Source organism: Lactobacillus leichmannii (assembly GCF_024701915.1).
GTDB classification, from domain to species: Bacteria; Bacillota; Bacilli; order Lactobacillales; family Lactobacillaceae; genus Lactobacillus; species Lactobacillus delbrueckii.
In genome coordinates this window covers 58,729-77,293 of sequence record NZ_QOCY01000054.1, presented here as the reverse complement: position 1 = coordinate 77,293, position 18,565 = coordinate 58,729, and the positions used below count along the sequence as shown (strand labels likewise).

The following is an 18,565-nucleotide window of genomic DNA, read 5'->3' as shown; positions in this document are numbered from 1 at the left end:
CTTAGTATACACCAATGCTCAGCAATTGTAAATAAATAGTTTTTTGTTCAAAAATACCTTTAACCTGGTAAACTTTAGGTAAAAATCAAAATCGAGGAAACGATAATGACAGTGCAAAAAATCATCCACGATCCCCTCAATTTAAGCCAGCCGGCAGCTAAAGCGGCGGCCAATGACCGGCAAGCGGCCCAGGACCTGCTGGACACGCTGCTGGCCCACCGGGAAAGCATTGACGGCCTGCCGCCCGCCGCTGGCCTGGCCGCCAACATGATTGGGGTAAACAAGGCGATTATCGCGGTCAACGCCGGCTTTTTACCTATAGTTATGCTCAACCCCAAGATCGTTAAAAGATCCGGTCACTACCTGGCAGAAGAAGGCTGCCTGTCTTTGCCTGGAGAGCGGCCGGCTGACCGCTATGAAGAGATTACGGTCAAGTACCAGGATATGGACTTAAAAGAGCATGAGCAGGCCTTTACGGGCTTTGTGGCGGAAACTATCCAGCATGAGGTCGATCACTGCAAGGGTAAATTAATTTAATAAGGTAGGAAAGCAAAAAGCTGGGCCAAACGGCTCAGCTTTTTTTAATCGGTCAGGTAGGAGACCGGCTTGTTGACTTCGACCTTGGTGCCGGAGTATTTCTTGGCGATCCACTTCTGGATCTGCTTGTTATGGTAGAGCTTGCCCAGCTTCTTGTAAGCGGCATTGTTCTTGTTCTTCTTGGCAGTGGCCAGGACGTTGATGTTGTTCTTGGTGCTCTGGTCGATCTTTTCGTGGTAAAGAGAGTCCTTCAGCACGTTCAAGTTGCCGGCCAGGGCGATGGTGTTGCCGATGAGGACGGCGTCGACGGACTTGATGATCCGCGGGCCTGTGGTGTCATCGATCAGCTTGAACTTGAACTTCTTGGGGTTGGAAACAATGTCGTTGGTGTTGCCGCTGGCTGAGTCAAAGTTCTTCTTCAGCTTGATCAGGCCGGCGCTTTGCAAAAGCAGGAGCCCTCTGGCTTCGTTGGCGGCATTGTTGGCCAGGGCGATGGTGGCGCCTTTAAGCAGGTCGGAGAGCTTCTTGTACTTGGATGAGTAGATCCCCATTGGTTCCAGGTAGGTCGTGGCCAGGGCTACTTGCTGGCCGGTGTTGCTCTTGGACTTGTTGTAGGCTTCCAGGTAGGCCCAGGAAGCGAAGGCACTGACGCTGATGCTGCCGTCAGAGGTTGCCCGCAGGAGGCTTGGCCCGTCGGTAAAAGCCTTCACCTTGATCTTAAGGCCCAGCTTTTTGGCCTGGCTGCTCTTGGCGATGTGCTGCCAGACTTGGACGTCGGGGCCGATAGAGCCGACAGTGACGGTAGTCGTCTGGCTCTTGGCCGTTTGCCGGGAAGAAGTCAGGCGCAGGGCGAAGAAGGCGGCAATGATGACGACGAGGGCGATGGCGGCGGCGATGAGCCGTTGCTGCTTTTTCTTTCTTCTCATGATTTTTGCTCCTAAAAGTTAAAAACTAGTCTTCAACCACGTGGCGGTCAAATGGGTCGTCGCTGATGCCCTTCTTCAAGATGTCGTTGCACCATTCCTGGGCGCTGAAGAGGGAGTGGTCGCGGTAGTTGCCGCAGCTTTCGATGGTGGTACCAGGCACGTCTTCCCAAGTGATGTCGTCTCTGATGGCCTTGAGGGAGTCGCGCAGGGCCTTGGCTACTTCAGTGGTGCTGTGTTCACCCCAGGTAATCAAGTGGAAACCGGTCCGGCAGCCGAATGGGGAGCAGTCGATGACGCCGTCTAAGCGGTCGCGCAGGAGGCTGGCCAGGAGGTGTTCAATGGTGTGCAGGCCGCCAGTTGGGATGGCGTTTTCGTTAGGCTGCACCAGGCGGAGGTCGAAGTTGGAGATCTTGTCGCCCTTAGGGCCTTCTTCAACGGTGATCAGGCGGACGTAAGGTGCCTTAACTTTAGTGTGGTCCAATTCAAAACTTTCTACTTTAGCCATGATGATAATTCTCCTTATTTCTAAAAATACTGCTTAACTAAATTACTTGAAAAAACGTGACAAAAAAAGTCCCTGAACGAAATGCTTTCGCTCAGGGACGTATTAGCGTGTTACCACCCATCTTCACGGCCAAAAGAGGCCGCCTTTAAGTACGCTCCGCCTGGGCGGAGTTATACTCGGGCGCGGTATCGGGCGCCTCCCGCGGGAAGCTTGCCGGAGCTCGCCTCCCGTATGACTCAAAGACCATGTTCGCCGGGGCCTCTTCAGCGCTTTTCAGCCACCGCGCCTCTCTGAAAGAAGATTTGACCAGCTACTTATCTTTTCCTTGTCAACGTGTTTTCATTTTTTAATCATAATATAATAACGACAGCCACTTGTCAACCTTTCGCGGAAAAAATTATCCAAACCGGCTAATTGTCCTGGCCGTGGTCCTGCTTGGTTTCTTCCTCGCGCTTGATCTTGAGGATTAAGGGGGTCAGTTTGATTACTAGGAACTTGGCAAAGTAGTAGGCAATCACGAAGAAGATGAAGTAAAGAAAAAACCGCCAGCCGCGGTTAAATACCAGCGGCTGGCGGTTATTAATTTTTAGCCCAAACGGTTGAGCAGTTCCTTCAAGAAGTCGTAAGTGCTGCCGACGTAGCGGTAGTCTGAGCTTTCGAAGACGATAGCGTTAGGGTTGGTGTTGACGGAGATGATGTTTTCAGCATGGTCAACAGTAAAGGTGTATTGCGGCGCGCCGGCAATCCCCAGGTTGATCAAAACTTGCGGCTTGATCTTATGGCCGTTGACGCCGAGCTGCTGGCCACGGTTGAAGTCTGAGCCGACCATTGGTCTGGTAACCCCGATTTCAGCACCCAGCTTTTCAGCTACTTGCTTGGCCAGAGCGATAGTTTCCGGCTGGTTGGCACCGCGGCCCAGAGCCAGAACGATCTTGGCCTTTGGCAGGCCGGCTGCTTGTGATGGGCTGCTTACCGCGTCAACCGCGCCGGCTGGAGTCTTGGCTGCTTCCAAAAGCGGCAGGATTTGGTCAAGGTCAGTCAAGTCAGCCTGCTTTCTTGCCACTTCCTGGCTTGGTACATTAGCCATTTCAGCGTTGCTGATTTCCGTGTACATCTTTTCGATCGTGCCTTCAGCGATTTCCATAGCTCTGGCGTCTCTTACCAGGTGTTCTGGAGAAAATTCAGCGCTGTAGCCGTAGCCGCCCATGATCTGCAGGGTCAAGTCACAGGATTCAACCGCTGCCTTGCTGCCGAAGCACTTAGCCATAGCTGATTGTTCCATGTATGGCAGGCCGGCATCCTTGCGGCGGGCAGCTTCCTCGTAAACCAAACGGGTCAGTTCCTTGTTGGTCGCAATCTTGCTGATCTTGTATTGGGTAACTTGCATGTCCTTGAGCAGGGTATTGCCTGACTTGCGCTTAGCCGCGTAGTTTTTGGCAATATCAAGGGCGTGTTCCTGGATCCCGGTCAAAACGGCCCCCATCAAGTAGCGGGCATCATCGTGGGCGTTGTTGGCAATTTCCAAACCTTGCCCCCGCTTGCCCAGCATGTTTTCCGGACCAACTTCGATCTGGTTCATGACAACTTCACCGCAAGGAATCCCCCGCAGGCCGATGAACTTTTCAACATAGCCGAAGGAGAAGCCTGGCATCCCCTTGTCCACGATAAAGACAGAGTATTCGTCAGGACCAGTCTTCACGTTGACTGAGTAAACTTGAGCCAGGGTCCCGTTGGTAATCATGACCTTGTCGCCGTTGATGATCCAGCGGCCGTCCTTTTCAACAGCGTAGGACTGGTGCTTGCTTGGGTCTGAGCCGCCTTCCGGTTCAGTGTTGGAGAAGCCGAGGATGGCTTGGGCACCCCAGGCAAAGTAGCGCTTCTTAGCGGCGTCAGTGCCGTACTTAGCCAGCTGGTCACAGCTCTTGTAGTGGCCTTCCAGCATTACGCCGACACTGGCGTTGGCCTTGGCCAGGATGTTGATGATCTTGCCGGCGGTTTGAGCGGAAACGTCCAGTCCGCCATATTCCTTAGGGATTTTTGCCCGCAAAAGGCCCAGGTCAACGATCTTCTGGAAAAGGCCGTTTGGCAGCTTGGCCTGGCGGTCGATCTGCAGGTCAAAAGGCGCTACGTCCTTGTCTGCCAATTGCTGAACGGCTTGCAAAAGTTTGGTTTCATTAGTCATGCTAGTATCCTTATCATTCTTTTATCATATAGAGAAGCAACGATTTTTATTTCGTACAGCCGAAATAAAGAAAACGCTTTTATAGTTAATATACTATCACGAACTAGTAGTAATGTGCAATAGGGGGAATAAAAAAGGCTCACTTGCGTGAACCTTTATAGTTTAATCAAGTTGAATTTCGCGGTCAAAAAGCTGGCGGCTATCCGCGGTCAGATTATGGGCGACAAACATGATCGTTTTATCCGTCTTGAGCAAGCGGGCAATAATCTCCCGCGTGGCGGCCTGGTCAATGGCACTGGTTCCTTCATCGATCAAAAGCAGCTGGCTGTGGTAAAGATAGCTGCGGGCCAGAACGATTTTTTGCCGCTGACCGCCAGAGATATTGCTGTCTTCTACGGCAACCCTTGTATCAAGCCCAGCCGGCCACAGGCGCAGGTCCTCACTTAAGTTCACCTGGTCTGCTGTTTGGCGGAGCAAGTCTTGATCGTTTAAAGCCGGATTGAACATGGTCATGTTTTCAGCAACGCTGCCGGGGAAAAGCTGGGGATCTTGGGGGAGATAGCCGATTTGACTCAAGTTGGGCTGAATGACCTGTCCCTTCTGGTCCAGATAGTGAATTTCTCCACTGGCTGCCTTGACTTCACCCAAGAGCAGCTTGAAAAAAGTACTTTTCCCCCGGCCGCTGGCGCCGGTCAGCAGAACTTTTTCTCCGGGCTGCAGCTTGATGGCCGGGTAAGCCAGGCTGAGGCCGTTAAATTCAACGGTTAAAGGACTGCTGGCAAAAGCCGCTGGCGCTTGGCCAGCCTCTTTTTGCTCCGGGACGGCTTCTCTTTGCTTAAGCAGGTCTTGCCGCAGCTGGCGGCTGCCGGAAATTTCGCCTAAGTAGTCAGCCGCGTTTTGCAGATTGCCAAAAAAGTCACTGTTAAAAGAAGCGATGCTGCTGAGCAGGCCAAAAGCCGTCCAGTGTCGGATGACCAGAAAGGCAGTCAAGAGCAGGATCAGGCTGCTGCCAAGAGAATATGCCAGCTGATTGAGGTAATCCAAGCGAGCAGAGACGGCGCTTTTGTGCACATGGGCATCTTCCAGTTCTTTGGCGGCCAGGCCGGCTTTTTCCTTAAACCAGGCCAAGGACAGGCAGCGGTGCAAGTCGCCAAGGCCGAGCAGCCAGTCGCCAAGAACCTTGAGATAGGCCTGGTTCTGCGTGGCCAGTCTTTGATTGGCGTGGTTGAGCTGGCGGTCCAGCAGGCGGGGAAGGGAGATCTGCACCAAGGCAAAGATGAGGCAGGCGATGAAGAGGCTCCAGTGAAAACTGAGCAGGGCACCGCCAGAAGCCAGGACAGTCATGCCGGCCTTAAAGCTGCTGTAAATATTGCGCAGGTAGCTGACAGTCAGCAAGTCCCCTTCCTTAAGCAGCTGGTTTTGCGCCTGGGCTGGATCGTGTGCTTGGCCATCATTGAATATATGCAGGGCAAGCTCTTGCCGGATCTGCTGCAGGTAGCTTTGGATCAGCTGTTCCAGGGACAGGTTGCCATAGTAGGTGAGCAGGGCACTGAAGACCAGGCAGGCCAGCTGCAAGGCCAGCATTTGGGCAAAAAGCACGGGCTGCCGGTTTCTTAAAGCATTGAATTCCAAAGTTAAGGCGTAAGAAGACCCGACCAGCAGCAAGGAACTTAAAGCCGAGGCCAAGAAGAGCAGGCTGCTTTTGACTGGCTTGCGGAGGTAAAATTCTTTAAAAGTCATACATGCTCCCTCTTAGCTAAGCTGATTTCCCGGTCAAAGCGGGCTTTTTGTTCAGGGCTTAAATTGTGGGCAACGAAAATGACGGTTGCTGGCAATTGACAAAGGGTCCGCAAGATCTGATCCTGGCCGGCCCGGTCAACCGCGCTCAGTGACTCATCCAGCAAAAGCAGGGGAAAGCCATGGCTTAAAGTCCGGGCAAGAGCCAGTTTTTGCTTTTGACCGCCGGACAGAGTCAAATCGTCTGGGGTAATCTGGCGCTGGAGATCAAGCTGGAGGCCGACTGTTTTCAGGTAATCTTTTGGATCAGCACTTAGGCCAGGGGTATGCATGGTCACGTTTTCCGCCAAAGTCGCGGGGAACAGGACCAGGTCCTGGGCCTGGTAGCCGATTGAGTAAGGGTCCGGCTGGAAAGCCTGGCCAGCAGCGTCTTTAAAGATGATCTGGCCTTTTTCAGATTGTAAATTGCCTAAAAGCAGTTTTAAAAGGGTGCTTTTACCGCTGCCGCTGTCGCCAGTGATAAGGATTTTTTCACCAGCATGGATGGTCAAATCGGGGTAGGACAAAAGCTGCTTGCCGTGGGTCAGGGAGACTTGTTTGATCTCGATTTGGGCCATCCGGTTGACCGGCTGCAGATTGTCATTTTTCTTGCTTTCCTGCAGGCGGCTAAGCTGCTGGCGCAGGCTTTTGGTCGAATTTAGATAAGAATAGCTGCCGGCGATGTTTTCCAGGACGGAAAAAATACTGCTGGCGAAATAACCAGACGTGATAACGCCACCTAAGGACATTTGTCCTTTAAAGAAGAGGAAGCCGGCGATGAGGGGGATGCTGACTGTGCCTAAGGCGTTGCTAAGGCTTTGCAGGCACTGGATCTGGCTGTTGATCTTGCGGCGGCTGACTTGCCGGTCGGCCAGCTCTTGGCCGGACTTAAGCAGGGCTTTTTGATAAGGGCCTTTGGCAAAGTAACGGCGAAGTTCTGCCAGGCCGGCAGTCCATTGGGCGATAGTCGCTAAAAAGTGCTGACTAGCGGCAGACAATTGATCGGTGGCCTGGTTGCTGTATTTTTCCAGTAAGCGGGCAATCGCGAAGGAAGTCACGGTAGTTAAGAGGCTGGCCAGGAGCAGGAGCCAGTGAAAAGACAAGAGGCTGGCGGCAACCATAAGCGCGTTGATAACGTCACAGATCAAGTAAAAGAGAACAGTAGCGTAATCGTAAGTCAAAGTGTCAAGGTCTTGGCTAAAATGGTTGGTCATCTCGGAGAGGCCGGCAGGCTGTTGGTAATAGTGGTCAGCCAGTCTGTCTCTGACGCCGTGCAGATACTGCTGGGTCTGCTTGCTGAAGAGGTAGTTGGCCCCGTTGAAAGCAAAGTTTAGGACTAAGGCCAGGGCAAACTGAATCAGAAGCAGGCTGCAAAAAATGTTAAAACGGCCGGCGGAAACTTGGTTGACCATTGGCGAGAACAGGTAAGTTGAAGCAACGTCGATGACCTGGGTCATGACCAGCAGGGCAAAGATAATGGCGAAGCGGCCCCGGTTGCTGTTGATTAGTTTACGTAAAGTCATGGGCAAAAATCGTGTAGTCTTTTTCTCCTAAAGGATCTTGCGATATGAGTTGCATAACGGTTTCGGCCTCTTTTTTTAGACCTAGTTTTGCTAGAGAGGCTGCTAAGATTTGTTTCATTCTTTTTATACCTAGAACATCGCCCAACTGGCGGTATTCTGATAGAGCATCAATGCTTCCAGATATGGCAAGTGAGAAATCTTCGATCTTGTAGTCGATATAAGCAGCTGTAGCAAGTTCTTCAGCTAAATACTCACTGTTATACGCGGAAGTCAGTTTGATGCTGTTTTTTATGAGTTTTTTGGCAAGATCATAGTTTTGCAACTCCAGTTCCAATTGAACTTGATTAATTGAAATTTGACTATAGTAACGAACAAGCTCAGAAATCAATGTAGTGTTGGCAGCATCGCTTGTTGTAATACAGCTGTTTAGAATTGTACTGGCACTAAGCAGCAGGAGACGGGCGTCTTGCAGATGCTGATAGTGATTATCGGTGGTAGAAATTAGAGCTAGCGCAAGTAAGTTGTCAATAAGAACTAAAGATTCCTCGGTTTGATCTTGAAGAATCATTTTAGAGGTCAAGACTGACATCGTCTTATAAAAATCCTCAGTATTATTAGTACGTTTTAGTTTTAAGACGCACAAGCGATGAAGTATCAGTCTTTGAATTTCAGGGTCCTCTGCTTTATCTAAAGCTAAGTTAAAAATTATTTCTGCTAAGCTTGCATCTCTCTCAATACCGCAAAGCGTAGCGAGTTTTACCAAATCGGCTGGGGAATCTATCTGACATAATTCATCTTGCCGGATTGTGACCACGGAGTGACAAGACGAATAGTAGCCGAGGATCATTACGATAGAGTCAATCCAAGTTGCCAGGTCGGAGATGTCAATTGTCATGAGCTGGGCTACGATCTCTTCTTCGGTTGGTAAAGTTATCCCAAGCTTTTTACTGACTTGTTCAATAAAGTAGAATTGTGATGTCGATTTGCGCAGTCCGAAGTCTGTTAAGAACTCAGGTGCTTTTAGACTTCTGCTGTGAGCGGGTTTGTTTTGTAAAACTGTTTCTTTTGCGTATTGTATTCTTTCAAACAAAACAGGAGATTCTTGCCATGAAGAATCTCCTGACTTGAAAGAACTTAAAAATGATTCAAATTTCATGCTCTTCCCTTAGTAATTACATTGTGATTCCATGAAAGCACGATATCTGAAAAATAAGAAATCGTGTTGTTGTCTAAATCTTCAATCATTTTCTCCAAATCCATTGTTATCACTTTCTTATCATTTATTAGTAATTTTAGTCTAATTCTATTACTTAGTCAACTGGTATAAGCAGAAAACATTAACTATTTTTACTGCTATTACTTTTCACTTCTTGCTCATACTTTACTAATTTCTTATAAGCTTTTTTTTTTTTTTTTGAAAACATTAACTATTTTTACTGCTATTACTTTTCACTTCTTGCTCATACTTTACTAATTTCTTATAAGCTTTTTTGCTCCCGCGGTTCAAGTCCTTGTTAAATTTATATTCTTGCCAGTCGCTTATAAAGAGCAGGTCCAGGTTATAGCCCTCTGGATAAAGGTCGGCAGCTTTTCGCCGTAATTTTAACCGTTTAACGGGAACGACAGAAAATTGTTTGTTGACGAAAATTTTTGCCAAGGTTTGGTTTGCTTCTAAGGCGTAGAAAATACCCTCTCTTTCCAGATTGCCCGCGTAGACCACGTCTCCTTTGCAAAAATGTGTTTTGACTATTTTGCTAGTAGCTTTTTCTTTCAAAACGACTGTACTGCTGCTGAGTGGCAATTGACCGGCTAAAACTTTTTGCGCCTGGTCGATAATTTCTTTTGGCATCCCTACTTTTTGAGCAATCCAAAAAGCCCGGCTCTGACCGACTTGGTCTAAGAGCAGACGGTAGGTTGGGGTGAGGGTGTCGGCATTGAAGTCCATTGACGCGGTCCGGTAATTAGGATGCTTAACAGCATAATCTTTAATTCTGCTGTAGTGGGTCGTGGCTAAAACCAAGCAGCCCTTAAGTTGCAGGGCTTGCAAGACGGAAATAGCAATAGCAGCTCCTTCATCGGGGTCAGTGCCACTACCCAGTTCATCGAGCAAAACTAGACTGCGGCTTTGAGCGTGAGTGACAATTTTGGCAATATTGGTCATTTCTGCTGAGAAGGTCGACAGGGAGTTATCTAGGTCCTGTTGGTCACCAATTTGGCTGAAAATCTGCTGGCTGACAGGGATATCACAGATTTCCCGGCTGGGCAGAAAAAGCCCAATCTCTGTCATCATGATAGCCAGGCCGCAGTTTTTTAAAGTGGCTGTTTTGCCACCGGCATTTGGTCCAGTAATGATCAAGCCACGAACTGGTGGCTTGATTTCCAGGTCAAGTGGAACGGGATTTCTAAGCAGGGGATGCCGCATCCCCCGTAAAAGCAGCTGATTTGTCTGATTTAATCTGGCCCGCTTGCCATTCAGCTCCCGGCTATATTGCGCCCGGGCCATAATTTGATCAATTGCCGCGACGACATCAATGTTACGTAATAGGCCGGGGCTTTCTTCATAGACGGCAGCGGTCAGCTGTCCGAGGATCATCGCTTCAATAGCTTCAATTTGTCCCTTGACAGCAATCTTTTCGCTGCTCAGCTGGTCCAGTTTGCGTGGAAGAATGAAGGCCGTCTGTCCATTGGCTGAATAAGCGATGATTCGTCCAGCGATTGTCTTTTTAAAGCTGCTTTTGACGGGCAGAGTCAAGTGACCATCTTTTTCTACTAGCCGCTGTTCTTGCAAACTTTGGCTGACTTTCTTGCTTTGCAGCAGCTTACCAGCCGTATCTTTTATTTCCTGGCTTAGTTCCTGTTCTTGCCGCCGCAGCCGCCGTAAGTCGCGGTCAGCGCTGTCGGCAACTTGACCATGTTCTATTGACTGATAGATCTGTTCAACTAGTTTTGGAAAAAGCTGGAGTTCTTCACCATAGGAATTAAGGATTGGAACCAGATCTTTTTCTCTGTACAAAAAGCGTTGCAGCAATTCACAGACCCGGAGATAATCAGCAACTTTTTCCAAATCATCTGCTGATAGAAGGAGCCCCTTCTGAGCGCGATTGATCAATGGCAAAAGGGAATCTGAAGAAACAAACGGCAGCTGCAAGCTCCGCTCTAAGAGCCGCGTACCTTCTTCTGTTTCATCGAGCAAGTGGGTAACAGCTGCCGGTTTGGTCAATGGCTGGGCCTGCAGAAGCAAGTTTCTGGCTTCGGGGGACTTGGCGTAAGACGCTACTTGGGTAAGGACTTGTGCAAATTGCAATTGGCTGTTTTCAAAAATTTCAGTCATCTAATTTTCCTTTAATCTGATATGTGTAAAAAAGCGGTCTCCAAATAAGTTGGAGACCGGTTGATAATATTCTGCTTTAATTAAGCGAAGTTTTCCTGCAGGTCCTTCACGCCGGCTTCTGACAGGGTGGTGTAGATTGAATACTTAACGCCCTTGAAGGTTTCCAGGCTAAGTTCGACGCTCTTTTCACCATTGCTGCCATCGCTGACTGCCACGCCCAAAAGCTTGTAGGCAGTTGAAGTCGGGTCTGGTGAGAAGTACAGGCGCTTCTTGCCGTCAATTACTGACTTTTCAGTGTAGAAGTAAACCTTGGCCGGGAAGGACTTGACTGCCAGGTTGAGGTCGCTGGAGTCAACCTTGTTCAAGGTCAGCAATTCGTAGTGCTGAGCCAGGTGACCGCCAACGCTTTGGAAGACAGCCAGGAACTTTTCGGTTGCTTCAGGGTCAACTTCACCAAAGTCGATGTTGTCGTTTTCTTGTACCAATGACAAGATCAACAAGTGCTTAGTATCCTTGTCGTAGTATACGCTGAAGTTTTCAACGCCACCTGGCCAAGGAGCCTTGCCCTTTTCATATTGGGTAAAGTAGACGCTTGAGTCGTTCTTGACAACCAGCTTGCTTGCGCCATCAACGGTCTCCAGAATGGTGATCGGCATTGGCGGAACATTGCTGTCCTTTTGACGCTGTGCCCACAGCTGGGATTGCTTCTTCTTTTCATTGCGGGAGTTGATGTAAGTACCAACGCCGATGATGATGACCAATAATAAAAGTATCCAACCCATAGTTGTCTAAACCTCCAGTATAGGCATTTCTTCCGAGCTGAAAAAATGCTTGATTAATGCTAAGTTAAAATTTATCTGGTTCAAAGCTAAGCGCTAAGCCCGTTTATATCTTTTAATTTTACTACAAAATAGCCGTTTGGCAAACCTTGTATAGGCCGCAAAGTTATTAAAATTAAGCGGAGACGGGGTTTTTAAGAAAAAAGCAGCTGATCCTTATTAGAAATAAATTAAGTTAGCGCTAGGCATTCTTTTCAATGCTTTCCCTTAAGTAGCCCAGGTACTTTTGCCCAATGGAAGAAAGCTGGTGCAGACGGTTGGTCAGGTAGCCGATTTCAATGTATTCGTCGCTGATCAAAGGCCGGGCGATGATGTCGTCCCCGTTTAAGTCAGCGTTGATGATCCCTGAAGAGATGGTATAGCCGTTTAAGCCGATTGCCAGGTTAAACAGGGTAGCCCGGTCACTGACAATAATGGATTTTGGGGAATGCTGGTCAGCCAGGGTTTCTTCCCAGTAATAGAAGGAATTGTGCTGGCCCTGGTCGTAGCTGAGCTTGGGGTAGGGCAAGAGGTCTGCTAAGGAGATAGATTTTTTGCCGGCTAGGGGATGGTTTCTGTATAAAAAGACGTGGGGGTGGGCCTTAAAGAGGGGCATAAAGCTGAGTTCCTTTTCCTGGAAGCTGTTTTCCATGACCTGGCGGTTGTAGCGGCTGAGGTAGACAATGCCGATCTCGCTGTGGAGGTTGGCCACGTCTTCGATGACTTCATAGGTCCGCATCTCTTTGAGGCTGGCTTGGTAGTCGCTCTGGCCGATTTCTTTTAACAGCTGGACGAAGGCGTCAACGGCGAAAGCATAGTGCTGGGCCGCCACGGAAAAAATCTTCGGCGCGCTGGACTGGTCGCCATAGCGGCGCTCCAAGAGCTGGACCTGGTCCAGGATCTGCTGGGCGTATTGCATGAACTCCCGGCCATCTTCGGTTAAGCTAACCCCTTTTTTGCCCCGGATCAGGATGGTGATCCCCATTTCTTTTTCCAGCTGCTTGATGGCGCTGGACAGGGTGGGCTGGGCGATGAAAAGTTCTTTGGCTGCCTCGGTCATGTTGCCGAGGGCGACGACTTTTTGCAGATAGAGCAGTTGCTGGATGCGCATGCTTGAACCTCCATAGTTTAAATCTATCGATACACGATAAAAATAGCTATTTTCAATCATAACGAGATCTGGCTATAATAACAAGCATTAAGAGCAAATTAAAAATACGATTTAAAAACTTCGGAGGTAATTCAGATGTCATTTCCACGTTACGATATTGTCGGCAGTTTCTTGCGTCCAGCAGCATTAAAGGAAGCCCGGGAAAAATTTGACCGCGGCGAAATCAGCCAGGCTGAGCTTACGGCCGTAGAAGATCAGGAAATCAAGGACCTGGTGCAAAAAGAAGTCGCTGCCGGCTTAAAGGTAGTTTCTGATGGGGAATTCCGCCGCAGCTATTGGCACTTGGACACTTTTTGGGGCTTTGGCGGGGTAGAACATGTACGGGCTGAGCATGGCTACTTCTTCCGTGATGAAGAAACCCGGCCAGACGCGGCCAAGTTGGTTGGCAAATTGACTTATGAAGCCGGCCACCCGGACGTGGCAGCTTTCGACTTCCTCAAGCCTTTGGCGGATGCAGCTGGCGTTGAAGCCCGGCAGAGTATCCCAGCCCCGGCTCAGCTCTACTGTGAACTGATCTGCCGCAACGATGAATTGATCGCGGCTACTGATGCCGTTTACCCAGACCGGGCAGAACTGGCTAAGGACGTTTCCAAGGTCTACCGGGAGTTGATTTTGGACTTGTACAAGCACGGTGCCCGCGACATCAAGCTGGACGACTGTACTTGGGGCGTTTTGGTCAACGACAGCTTCTGGCATGCTTTTGACGAAGGACACCTTAAGCGTGAAGAAATCCTGCAGCTTTACAAGGAAATCAATGAAAATGCCTTGGTTGACCTGCCAGAAGACTTGCGGATCACGACCCACATCTGCCGGGGCAACTACGACTCAACTTGGGCTTCAGAAGGCGGCTACGGCCCAGCTGCTCCTTATGTCTTCAAGGAAAAAGGGGTGGAGGCCTTCTACCTGGAATTTGACGATGACCGGTCAGGCGACTTCGCTCCTTTAGCTGAAGTGCCAGCCGACAAGGTAGTTGTTTTGGGCCTGGTAACCAGCAAGAAGCCGGAATTGGAAGACCCGGAAGCTTTGAAGGCCCGGATCAAGGAAGCTGGCCAGTACCACCCATTGGCTACTACCGCTCTCAGCACCCAGTGCGGCTTTGCCTCAACTGAAGAAGGCAACCACTTGACTGATGAAGAACAATGGGCCAAGATCAAGCTGGTCATCGACACGGCTAAGGAAGTTTGGCCAGACGCTGAATAATCAATAGGGATGCCTCCTTGCGCGGGGCATCTTTTTGATATTTGGAAAAAATGTCACAAGTCTGATAATTTTTTCAAAAAGTCAGCCGAAGCGCTTTCGAAAAGCCAAATTCTTCTTTATAATAGGACTAGCAAAAAGAGAACATTGAAGAAATGAGGCAACTACTTTGAAGAAATATGCATTTGGTGTTGACATCGGTGGTACCACTGTAAAGATTGGTTTGTTTGAAACCAACGGTGAATTGTCCCAAAAGTGGGAAATCCCAACCAGAAAAGAAGGCAACGGGGCTAAGATCCTGCCTGACATCGCAGCTTCTCTGAACGACAAGCTGAAGGAACTGGACATTCCTAAGGAAGAAGTAGCCGGGATCGGCATCGACGTGCCAGGTCCAATCCTGGACGACGAAATCGTTAACCGCTGCGTCAACCTGGGCTGGGGCGTCTTCAACGTGGCTGAAAAGGTCCGCAAGCTGACTGGCCTGGACGAAGTCAAGGTAGCCAATGACGCCAACGCTGCTGCTTTGGGTGAAATGTGGCAAGGTGGTGGTGAAAGCCACCAAAATGTTGTCATGGTTACCCTGGGTACCGGTGTCGGCGGCGGGATCATCTCTGAAGGCAAGATCGTCGCTGGTGCCTTTGGGGCTGCCGGGGAAATCGGCCACATGCTGGTCAACAAGGATGAAACCCAGCTCTGCGGCTGCGGCAAGAAGGGCCACCTGGAACAATACGCTTCCGCTACTGGCATTGCCCGCAAGGCCGAGGAACTTCTGGCTGAAAGCAGCGAAGAATCAAGCCTGCGCGGGGTAGGCCAGCTTGACGCCAAGGCAGTCTTTGACGCGGCTAAGGAAGGCGACAAGCTGGCTTTGGAAATCGTCGACTTTGTCGGCGAAACTTTGGGCACTGCCCTGGCTTCCATCTCCTGCGTCTTTGACCCAGAAGTCTACGTTATCGGCGGCGGGGTCTCCAAGGCTGGTCAAATCTTGCTTGACACTGTGCAAAAGCACTTCGTTGACGCGGCCTTCCACGCTTCTGAAGGTACTGAATTCGCCCTGGCCCAACTGGGCAACGATGCCGGTATGTACGGCGCCGTTAAGATGGTTCTGTAATTTTGAATATAGAAAAAGCACCAGACTTTTAAAGTCTGGTGCTTATTTTGTTTATTCTAAAGAGTCCAGGGTTGCCTTCATCGTCGCGGCTGAGGCCTGCATCTTGGCCAATTCGCTGTCATTTAACGGCAATTCCAGCACGTGGCTGATTCCTTGCCCGTTGATGATGGCCAGGGTGCCCAGATAGATCTCATCCTTGATCCCGTATTCGCCGTGCAATGGCGCGGAAAGAGGCAGGGCCAAGTCGTTGTTTTCCAAAATGGCCGCCACGATCTTGGCCAGCATCATGGCCACGCCATAGTAGGTCGCGCCCTTTTTGCCGATGATCTCGCCGCCCTTTTCCCGGACGTGGGCTTCAATCTCATCCAAGGCTTCTTTAGTCATGCCCGGATAGTCAAGCAAGGGCTTGCCGTTGACCACGGCACTTGAGAAGTTCTCAAAGCTGCTGTCGCCATGTTCACCCAGAACCCAGGCGTTGACTGATTCAATTGGCACTTGCAACCGCTTGGCCAGTTCTACCCGCAAACGAGCTGAGTCCAGGGAAGTCCCGGTCCCGATGACCCGCTTCTTTGGGAAGCCGGACAGCTTCTGGGTCAAAGTGGTCAAGATGTCAACCGGGTTGGCGGAAACGACGAAGATGCCGCTGAAGCCGGAAGCTACGATTGGATCAACGATGCTCCGCAAGATGGCTTCATTCTTCTTGATCAAGTCAAGCCGGCTTTCACCAGGCTTGCGGGGCACGCCGGCCGTGATAACTACCACGTCGGCGTCAGCCGCGTCGCTGTAGTCACCAGCTCTCAGCTTGGTCTGGCCCGTAAAGTAGGTCAGGTCTTCCAGGTCCAGGCAGTCGCCCGCAGCCCGGTCTTTATTCAAGTCGCAGATGACCAGTTCATCCACCCGCGTTGTTTGCAATAAATCGTTGGCAAAGTTGGAACCGACAGCACCGTCGCCAACCAGCAGGACTTTTCCGCTCATTATTTAATCCTCCTTCAAGGAAATTAGCTAACCATATTATAACTGAATTAGCTGGAAAATTTCCCGGAAAATAAAAAACGCGGCCCAGAGGACTGCGTTTCTTAGAAATGTGATGTGATGTGATGTGATGAAACTTAAGCTTGCTACGACAAAGTAGTTTGCTTGGCGACGCCTGTTAGTGATAGGCGTAGAGGCGCCGCATGTGATGAGTAAGGAAAAATAAGTTTGTCTGTCTGTAAGAGACAGGAACCGAAAAATGTTGAAATACATATCTGAGTTCAGAGCCGGCCCTTGCCTATAAAAAACAAGTAACATAATAGAAAAGCAAAAGCATGGCAACTGGGCTGCTCATGAACCTGTTAAGAGCTACACCAACCGGTGGCATGCTCGGATCGCCACCTGTCAGTAGTACCGAAAATTATAACGACTGAAGGAGAAAAAATGAGAAAAATAACTAGCCGCATAACTTTCGAAAAATATAGTACTACGGTTTATGCTAATAATCAAAAAAATAGCTCACTTTTTTGATTATTAAAAAAGTGAGCTATTTGTAAGCGGTTGGAGAAAAATGAGAACTGCAAAAAATTAAGCTTGTGACTTGGTTAACTTTCAGAAAAAATAGCTAGCTAAAGAAAAACGACTCCAGCAGAGCTGAAGCCGTGACATGGTAAATATTTAAATCTTGTTTTTTAGTTTGCTGGTTTTTTTGCTTTTGTCTTTCCAGCCTTAAGCTGCCCGCTTCTTGGCCTGGATTTCCCTAAGGCCTGGCAGGCTGATCATGACCAGGAAGCTGATGATGTAGAGGGCGGACAAGAAGCCCATAACCACGTACAGGTTGTAGTGGTCCATCAAGGCGCCGATGATGACGGAAGAGAAGCCCCCGATGGCCCGGCCGGTGTTCATGATCAAGTTGTTAGCCGTGGACCGGATTTCAGTCGGGTAGAGCTGGCTGATTACCGCCCCGTAGCCGCCAAACATCCCGTTGGAGAAGAAGCCGGTCAAGGCTCCGGCCAAAAGCATGGCCCAGTAGCTGGTCACGTTGACGATGGCAAAGACCACGACCGCACTGCCCAAAAGGAAGATGCCGAAGGCCCAGCGGGGACCGATCTTGTCCATGATCGTCCCGAAGACCATCATCCCAAGGCTCATCCCGATGATAGTAGCGATCATCCAGTAAGAAGAGCCGGAAACTGACAGGCCCTGCTTCTTCTGCACGATTGACGGCAGCCAGTTCATCAAGCCAAAGTAGCCGGCAATCTGCACGATCGTCATCAGCATCAAGCCCAGGGTCTGCAAAGCCAGGCGGGGCGTCTCAAACAAGCGGCCGAAGGAGATCTTTTCACTCGTTTCTTCCGCCTTCTTGTGAGCGGCCAAAAATTCGTCGCTTTCCTTGACGTTGCGGCGGACAAAGTAGGTCAAGACAACCGGCACTACCCCAAAGAGGAAGAGGGTGTTCCAGCCGTAAGCCGGAATGATCCAGGCGGCCAGAAGAGCGGCCACGATAGAGCCGATTTGGCCACCCACGGCCGCCACCGAGCTGGCCCGGCCGATTTGATTAGTCTGGAAGTTTTCCGCGATCAAGGCAATTCCGACCCCGTATTCACCGCCGGCCCCGATCCCGGCTAAGAAGCGGAGAGCGTAAAGGGCGGTGATGTTGTGGGCAAAGTAGGTTAAGCCAGTCGCGATGGCAAAAAGAAAGATCGTATAGCTGAAAGTCTTGACCCGGCCGATACGATCTCCTAGCAGCCCAAAGAGCGCGCCACCGAAGAACATTCCGAGGTTGGTAAAGGTTCCGATCCAGCCGCCGGCCGCGGAGCTGATGTGCATCTGCGCGATGATTTCCGACAGGGAGAAAGACAGGAACATGACGTCCATGTTTTCCAGCAGGAAGCCGGAAGACATGGAGGCCAAAACCCACTTTTGGTTAGTGGACATTGAGCTGGTATTATCCATTATTAACTTGTACCTCCAAAATTAATGCTCACGGACATTACTTATTTTGTATCGGTAACAATTGTTTGCGTTTTTCTTAAGATTGTCAAGGGCTCTTGCAAAACAATCGTTATTTAATTACTCAGCCCGGTCGCTGATGGCCTTCGGCAGGGTAATATTGTGGTGGAGATTATGCCAAAGATGCTGGCCAGCCAGGGCAATCATCGGCCCGTTGATCAGGAGGAAAAGGAGGGTGCCGATATTAACGGCATAGACTTTGCCCGTTGCCAACTTCTACGCTGTCGGCGAACTGGTTGGCGGGGCCAACGGCAAGGACTCAATGCCGTCAATGATGAACTCCTGGTCCTACGCTTCCGGTTTCGTGGCTGGTACGGCAGCTGCTGACAATGCCAACAACTACGCCGTTGACGTTGTTACCAGCGCCAGTCATGCTCCGGCTCCTAAGCTAGAAGCAACTTTTCACAAATTTTCTCCCGGGCACAAAATAAGCTATATGAAAATATACACTTTGCCCTTTTTGGCCGCGGGAACCTTCTTCCTTACAAAAACTTGCTAAAAAAGCC

At 49.9% G+C, this 18,565-nt stretch carries 15 protein-coding genes and 1 pseudogene; 4 read left to right on the top strand and 12 right to left on the bottom strand.

Translation table 11 applies throughout. From position 1 onward, the window contains the following. Window positions 1-105: 105 nt before the first annotated feature. Window positions 106-537 (top strand): peptide deformylase, encoded by a 432-nt coding sequence (locus tag DS743_RS08615; RefSeq protein WP_003612488.1) that lies wholly within the window; start codon window positions 106-108, stop codon window positions 535-537. Window positions 538-581: 44 nt separating this feature from the next. On the opposite strand, the gene DS743_RS08610 is transcribed toward DS743_RS08615, so the two are convergent. The 9 genes from DS743_RS08610 to DS743_RS08570 all read right to left on the bottom strand — a co-directional run bounded on the left by DS743_RS08610 (window position 582) and on the right by DS743_RS08570 (window position 12,709). Further along, window positions 582-1,463: a MetQ/NlpA family ABC transporter substrate-binding protein gene (locus DS743_RS08610; RefSeq protein WP_035184109.1), complete on the bottom strand. Its 882-nt coding sequence runs from the start codon at window positions 1,461-1,463 to the stop codon at window positions 582-584. Window positions 1,464-1,488: 25 nt separating this feature from the next. After that, window positions 1,489-1,968 (bottom strand): S-ribosylhomocysteine lyase, encoded by a 480-nt coding sequence (locus DS743_RS08605; protein ID WP_002879583.1) that lies wholly within the window; start codon window positions 1,966-1,968, stop codon window positions 1,489-1,491. Window positions 1,969-2,554: 586 nt separating this feature from the next. Then, window positions 2,555-4,150 (bottom strand): acyl-CoA dehydrogenase family protein, encoded by a 1,596-nt coding sequence (locus DS743_RS08600; RefSeq protein ID WP_035184107.1) that lies wholly within the window; start codon window positions 4,148-4,150, stop codon window positions 2,555-2,557. A 162-nt stretch (window positions 4,151-4,312) separates the two neighbouring features. Beyond that, window positions 4,313-5,890 carry an ATP-binding cassette domain-containing protein gene (locus DS743_RS08595; protein ID WP_025895631.1) on the bottom strand — a complete coding sequence of 526 codons (1,578 nt, stop codon included), beginning with the start codon at window positions 5,888-5,890 and terminating at the stop codon, window positions 4,313-4,315. Then, window positions 5,887-7,449 (bottom strand): ATP-binding cassette domain-containing protein, encoded by a 1,563-nt coding sequence (locus tag DS743_RS08590; RefSeq protein ID WP_035184105.1) that lies wholly within the window; start codon window positions 7,447-7,449, stop codon window positions 5,887-5,889. The genes DS743_RS08595 and DS743_RS08590 overlap by 4 nt, the downstream gene beginning before the upstream one ends. Continuing rightward, window positions 7,436-8,605: a hypothetical protein gene (locus DS743_RS08585; protein WP_014564481.1), complete on the bottom strand. Its 1,170-nt coding sequence runs from the start codon at window positions 8,603-8,605 to the stop codon at window positions 7,436-7,438. The genes DS743_RS08590 and DS743_RS08585 overlap by 14 nt, the downstream gene beginning before the upstream one ends. A 267-nt stretch (window positions 8,606-8,872) precedes the next feature. Next, window positions 8,873-10,780: an endonuclease MutS2 gene (locus tag DS743_RS08580; RefSeq protein ID WP_035184101.1), complete on the bottom strand. Its 1,908-nt coding sequence runs from the start codon at window positions 10,778-10,780 to the stop codon at window positions 8,873-8,875. A gap of 80 nt (window positions 10,781-10,860) precedes the next feature. Beyond that, window positions 10,861-11,562, bottom strand: a complete 702-nt coding sequence (locus DS743_RS08575) for a hypothetical protein (RefSeq protein ID WP_025895635.1) — start codon at window positions 11,560-11,562, stop codon at window positions 10,861-10,863. A gap of 238 nt (window positions 11,563-11,800) precedes the next feature. Further along, the gene (locus tag DS743_RS08570; protein ID WP_003612481.1) at window positions 11,801-12,709 is read right to left on the bottom strand and encodes a LysR family transcriptional regulator; all 909 of its coding nucleotides are present in this window, start codon (window positions 12,707-12,709) and stop codon (window positions 11,801-11,803) included. A 135-nt stretch (window positions 12,710-12,844) separates the two neighbouring features. Here DS743_RS08570 and DS743_RS08565 point away from each other — a divergent pair, with 135 nt between their 5' ends. Together DS743_RS08565 and DS743_RS08560 are read left to right on the top strand one after the other, a co-directional pair. Further along, window positions 12,845-13,969 carry a 5-methyltetrahydropteroyltriglutamate--homocysteine S-methyltransferase gene (locus DS743_RS08565; RefSeq protein WP_035184098.1) on the top strand — a complete coding sequence of 375 codons (1,125 nt, stop codon included), beginning with the start codon at window positions 12,845-12,847 and terminating at the stop codon, window positions 13,967-13,969. 166 nt (window positions 13,970-14,135) lie between these two features. Beyond that, window positions 14,136-15,074, top strand: coding sequence for an ROK family glucokinase (locus DS743_RS08560; protein WP_002877686.1), 939 nt, complete (start codon window positions 14,136-14,138; stop codon window positions 15,072-15,074). Window positions 15,075-15,125: 51 nt separating this feature from the next. Here DS743_RS08560 and DS743_RS08555 read toward each other — a convergent pair whose 3' ends face one another. The 3 genes from DS743_RS08555 to DS743_RS08545 form a co-directional block, all read right to left on the bottom strand. Beyond that, window positions 15,126-16,049 (bottom strand): L-lactate dehydrogenase, encoded by a 924-nt coding sequence (locus DS743_RS08555; RefSeq protein WP_035184097.1) that lies wholly within the window; start codon window positions 16,047-16,049, stop codon window positions 15,126-15,128. Window positions 16,050-16,775: 726 nt separating this feature from the next. Beyond that, window positions 16,776-18,002, bottom strand: coding sequence for an MFS transporter (locus tag DS743_RS08550; RefSeq protein WP_035184096.1), 1,227 nt, complete (start codon window positions 18,000-18,002; stop codon window positions 16,776-16,778). Between the two features lie 117 nt (window positions 18,003-18,119). Next, window positions 18,120-18,272 (bottom strand): hypothetical protein, encoded by a 153-nt coding sequence (locus DS743_RS08545; RefSeq protein ID WP_231128248.1) that lies wholly within the window; start codon window positions 18,270-18,272, stop codon window positions 18,120-18,122. Here DS743_RS08545 and DS743_RS08540 point away from each other — a divergent pair. Continuing rightward, window positions 18,262-18,558, top strand: a pseudogene (locus DS743_RS08540) (hypothetical protein); the annotation flags it as partial. The gene DS743_RS08545 and the pseudogene DS743_RS08540 sit on opposite strands and share 11 nt — an antisense overlap. Between the last annotated feature and the right edge of the window lie 7 nt (window positions 18,559-18,565).